This window comes from Alkalibaculum bacchi (assembly GCF_937875145.1).
GTDB lineage: Bacteria > Bacillota > Clostridia > Eubacteriales > Alkalibacteraceae > Alkalibaculum > Alkalibaculum bacchi_A.
Genome location: NZ_CALNCS010000123.1, coordinates 1 through 4442 on the forward strand (window position 1 = coordinate 1; position 4442 = coordinate 4442).

Below are 4442 nucleotides of genomic sequence, written 5' to 3' on the forward strand. Positions count from 1 at the left end.
GACTGTAAATCTGTCGGCTCAGCCTTCGATGGTTCGAATCCATCTCCCACCACCAACTAGCAATAAATAATTAAAAGTAAATAATGAATAGTAAATAGTTGAGATTCCTTATGGGAGTCTCTTTTTTATTATGCCAAAATCGAAATTTAAGCTTGCATATTGGCAGCGTGACTCTATTATTTCATTGTATAAATTACCATTGATAATCTATACACTTTTACTTATAACTTAAAATTTAAAACGAATACTGTTTTAGTTATGCAAAGTGAGGGTATATATATAATAGAATACGAACAAGGAGAGGTTGTAGCATGAAAAATATTGCAATACCCATAGATGGTTCTGACGGTTCAAAGAAAGCAATGGCAAAAGCAAAGGAATTTGCAAGAGTTTTTGGCTCTAATATCACTCTCTTAAATGTAAAAGAGATTCCCGTACAAGAAGACTACTATAATAAAATAGAGGATTATTTAGCACTTCTTAATGAAATGTCCCAAAAAGTACTAAATGAAGGTAAGAAGTTCTTTTCTGATTTAGAATGCAATATAAATACAGTATCATTAGAAGGTAATGCAGCTAGGAGTATCGTGAAATATGTTGAAAATAATGATATCGATTTAGTTATCATTGGATCTGAAGGACTTAATTCTAATGGTATAAAAAGAGTTTTAATAGGTAGTGTCGCAAATAAAGTGCTTCATAGACTGAAGAAACCTCTTTTAATTGTCAAATAACACAAATAAATGGATATTAATAATGTGAATTTATGGGGGGATGGTAATGAAAACTATTTTGGTAACTATTGATGGATCAGAATATTCTAAGAGAGCTATGCTAAAGGCAAAAGAAATTGCCAAAGTCTTTGATAGCAATATTATTCTTTTAAATGTTAGAAATACAATTATACCATATCTTGCATTTGAAGAAAGTCAAAAATATTATCACATGTTAAAAGATAATTCAGAAAGATTACTACAAGCTGCTAAAAAAGATTTTTCTGATATGGAGGACAAAATAGAACTAGTATCATTAGAAGGAGATATAGCCACCGAGATAATCGATTATAGTGAAAAAAATGATATTGATTTAGTAGTAATGGGATCTATGGGTTTAAGTGCTGGGCTTATTCAAGGGTTTTTATTAGGAAGTATCGCAAATAAAGTAGTTCACGGTATTAAAAAGCCAATACTAATTGTCAAATAAGTATTTTAGCTATCACTAACTAGTACTCTAGGACTGAGCTTTGCGGGGCAAAGACTAATAAGGTGGCATAAGGGTAGCAAGTTAAAAAATATATACAAAAGCAAAAAATAAAAGGTAATAAAATCATTTCGATTTTATTACCTTTGTTTTTTAAGTGCTAATATTAGCATTAGGTGTCAAATGACCCAAAAGGAATAAAAGAGGTTGATAGTTGGTTGCTTACTTTACTACTCCACCTTCAACAACTACAGATTCTGGATCGACGCTATCACCGTATACAGGTTTTAAAGTAGCCTCATAGTTTGCATGCATGAAGTTTTCTTCGCCTAATTTTTTAAGCTCATTATTAACCCAATCTAACAGTTCTGTATCTCCTTTTTGTACTGCAGGAGCGATATAATCTTGGTTTCCTAATTCAGTAATACCAGTTGTAAAACCTTCATTTTGAACGACCCAAGCAAATATTAATGTATTATCATGAGCCAATGCATCTCCACGTCCATCTTTTAAAGCATTAAATGCTTCTGTGTTCTGATCGTATTTTATAAGTTCAATATCTGGGTGATTTTGAGTGAAATACATTTCTGCTGTTGTCCCTTTGTTGACAATCAATTTTTTACCTTCTAATTGCTCTACATCTGTAATTACAGAACCATCTGGTGATACGACGCCTAAACTAACTTTCATATATGGATTTGTAAAGTCAACAGCTTCTTTTCTTTCAGGAGTTACAGTAAAATTAGCTAATATGAGATCTACTTTTCCAGATTGAAGGTATTCAACTCTGTTAGCAGCTTCTGTGATTACAAATTGGATTTTTGATTCATCACCTAGTAGATCTTTTGCTATACGTTTTGCAAGGTAAATATCGTATCCTTGATTTTCACCATTTTCGTCAATGTATCCAAATGGTGGCTTGTCTCCAAAAACTCCTATACGGATTACATCATTTTCTTTGATTTTTTCAAGAGATGATAGTTCTTCTTTAGGTTGACCACAGGCCGCAAATAAGCCTACCATTAAGATCAAAATGAACGCTAAAGATATTAATTTGTTCTTTTTCATTTTTTATTGCTCCTTTCATTATCAAAACTAAAAGTATTTAAGAATTTTTGTGCTCTCTCTGTATTTGGATTTGTAAAGAATTCTTCAGGAGAAGCGATTTCTGCAATCTTACCTTTATCCATAAATATGATTCGATCTGCTACTGCTCTGGCAAAGGCCATTTCGTGGGTAACAATAATCATTGTCATCCCCTGATTAGCTAATTCTAGCATAACGTCTAAAACTTCTCGAACCATTTCAGGATCTAGCGCTGCTGTTACTTCATCAAAGAGCATTATTTCAGGATTCATGCAAAGTGCTCGAACAATGGCTACCCTTTGTTTTTGTCCACCTGAAAGCTGTCTTGGATAAGCGTCTATTTTATCTATAAGCCCAACTCTATCAAGAAGTTGTTTTGCTTCTTTTATAACGTCTTCTCTACTTCGCTTCTGTACTTTAATAGGGCCTAATAAAACATTTTCTAAGATTGTCATGTGAGGAAATAAATCATAACTTTGGAATACCATTCCAATCTTTTGACGTATTTGATGCCATTGTGTTTTGTCTAGGTTTATGATTTTGTTATCTAGTAAGATTTCCCCAGATTGAATCTCCTCAAGTCCATTGATACAGCGAAGCAGTGTACTTTTTCCACATCCAGAAGGACCTAGTACAACCACAACTTCACCTGAATGAACTTCTAAGGATATATCAGATAAAGCGATTAAATCATCGTATTTTTTATGTAAGTTTTTAATTTGTAATAAGGGCTTCTGATCTTCTACACCCATACGTAAACCCCCTTTCATAAGATTAGTTTTTCTATTGCAAACATATTTTTAAATAGGGTAAGGCTAAGGTTGATTCTATGATTTACGCTGTAAACAGCAAGAATGCTTTCTCTAGGGAAAAAATAAGTCCCTTCAAGTAATAAAATATTTTAACACAGAACTTACAACTATTAGTTTTGCCATTTTTCTTCTAATTTTCTAGAGAAAATAGTCACGGGATAACAAATAATAAAGTACAGGAAGAAAATAAACCCATAGACCCAAAGAGATGCAGTTGGGGTTTTTAAAATAGATGATTCAATAATTTGCTGGCCTATTTTTAATACTTCTATTACGCCAATTAAAACGGCTAATGAAGTAGTTTTAATCATACGTGTGGCTAAATTAATTGCTGCTGGGACAAGCCTTCTTACAGCCTGAGGAATAATAATGTACTGATAAACTTGAAGGTCTGTAAGCCCTATTGCCTTACCGCTTTCTTTTTGATGAACAGGAAGTGATGTTACAGCTCCTCTTACAATATCACCCATCTCAGCAGTTCCCCAAAGTGTAAACACAATAATGCAGACGACTTCTCCGTCTAAGTGAATGCGAAATGCCTTTGTTACACCAAAATAGAATATGAATAACCAAACGAGCAAAGGTATGATTCGAATGGCTTCGAGATATATTCTGCATAGAATATTGATTATTTTATTTTTTCTAAGCATCAGAAGTCCAAATGCAATTCCTAATACCGTTGAAAGGATAATAGAGATTAAGGCAATTCTACCTGTTATCAGGAGTCCGCCAAGGAGGCGTTGCATATTGATTCCTTGAAATAAAACTCTAACGCCCAAATCCTGCATAGCGTATCCTCCTTTCTAGTAAAGTAATCCCTAGGGACATTGGCAGTAAAATAATCAGATATGCGATGACCAAAACCAGAAGTGACTCATTGGTTTTATAATACATACCAATTAAATCCTTTGCCACAAACATCAAATCAGCTAGGGCGACTGCACTAAAAACGGAAGTTTCTTTTAATAAAAAAATCGCATTGGCGCCAATTCCAGGGATAGCCACAGCTATTGCTTGGGGTAAAATCACATAGCGTATTAATTGTGGATTCGTAAGTCCAATGCTCAAACCAGCTTCTATTTGCGTCTTGCTTACAGCCTCTAGCCCACTACGAAAGGCTTCAGCCATATAACTGCCTCCTAAAAAAGTAAGTCCAATTATGGCACAAGTAGTAGACTCTAATTTAATACCTAATTGAGGTAGCCCATAATATAGGAAAAATAGCTGAATTAATAAAGGTGTATTTCTTGATAATTCAATATATATAGCTACTATTCTCTTAAGTCCCTTAACTTGGTAATATGTAATAATGCTGCAAAGTAAACCTAAGACAAGAGACAAAGC

Annotated in this window: 6 protein-coding genes; 2 read left to right on the forward strand and 4 right to left on the reverse strand. The window is 33.6% G+C overall.

All coding sequences use genetic code 11. The annotated features are described in order from the left end of the window. The first annotated feature begins 311 nt into the window (after positions 1-311). The gene (locus Q7P22_RS07940) at positions 312-734 is read left to right on the forward strand and encodes a universal stress protein (RefSeq protein ID WP_303862830.1); all 423 of its coding nucleotides are present in this window, start codon (positions 312-314) and stop codon (positions 732-734) included. A 46-nt stretch (positions 735-780) separates the two neighbouring features. Continuing rightward, positions 781-1203, forward strand: a complete 423-nt coding sequence (locus tag Q7P22_RS07945) for a universal stress protein (protein WP_303862832.1) — start codon at positions 781-783, stop codon at positions 1201-1203. A gap of 219 nt (positions 1204-1422) precedes the next feature. Here Q7P22_RS07945 and Q7P22_RS07950 read toward each other — a convergent pair whose 3' ends face one another. From Q7P22_RS07950 to Q7P22_RS07965, 4 genes are all read right to left on the reverse strand, one after another. Beyond that, positions 1423-2268 carry a cysteine ABC transporter substrate-binding protein gene (locus Q7P22_RS07950; protein ID WP_303862835.1) on the reverse strand — a complete coding sequence of 282 codons (846 nt, stop codon included), beginning with the start codon at positions 2266-2268 and terminating at the stop codon, positions 1423-1425. After that, positions 2265-3038 carry an amino acid ABC transporter ATP-binding protein gene (locus tag Q7P22_RS07955; protein WP_303862838.1) on the reverse strand — a complete coding sequence of 258 codons (774 nt, stop codon included), beginning with the start codon at positions 3036-3038 and terminating at the stop codon, positions 2265-2267. Before Q7P22_RS07955 ends, Q7P22_RS07950 begins: the two co-directional genes overlap by 4 nt. Positions 3039-3208: 170 nt before the next feature. Further along, the gene (locus Q7P22_RS07960; protein WP_303862841.1) at positions 3209-3886 is read right to left on the reverse strand and encodes an amino acid ABC transporter permease; all 678 of its coding nucleotides are present in this window, start codon (positions 3884-3886) and stop codon (positions 3209-3211) included. Further along, a partial coding sequence (locus Q7P22_RS07965) for an amino acid ABC transporter permease (RefSeq protein WP_303862844.1) occupies positions 3867-4442 on the reverse strand: 576 nt, incomplete at its 5' end. The genes Q7P22_RS07960 and Q7P22_RS07965, both read right to left, overlap by 20 nt.

What these genes read in the sequence shown, in the direction of transcription:
- Q7P22_RS07940 (WP_303862830.1), top strand. Translation starts at nt 312, where the DNA reads ATGAAAAATATTGCAATACCCATAGATGGTTCTGACGGTTCAAAGAAA.
- Q7P22_RS07945 (WP_303862832.1), top strand. Translation starts at nt 781, where the DNA reads ATGAAAACTATTTTGGTAACTATTGATGGATCAGAATATTCTAAGAGA.
- Q7P22_RS07950 (WP_303862835.1), bottom strand. Translation starts at nt 2,268, where the DNA reads ATGAAAAAGAACAAATTAATATCTTTAGCGTTCATTTTGATCTTAATG.
- Q7P22_RS07955 (WP_303862838.1), bottom strand. Translation starts at nt 3,038, where the DNA reads ATGGGTGTAGAAGATCAGAAGCCCTTATTACAAATTAAAAACTTACAT.
- Q7P22_RS07960 (WP_303862841.1), bottom strand. Translation starts at nt 3,886, where the DNA reads ATGCAGGATTTGGGCGTTAGAGTTTTATTTCAAGGAATCAATATGCAA.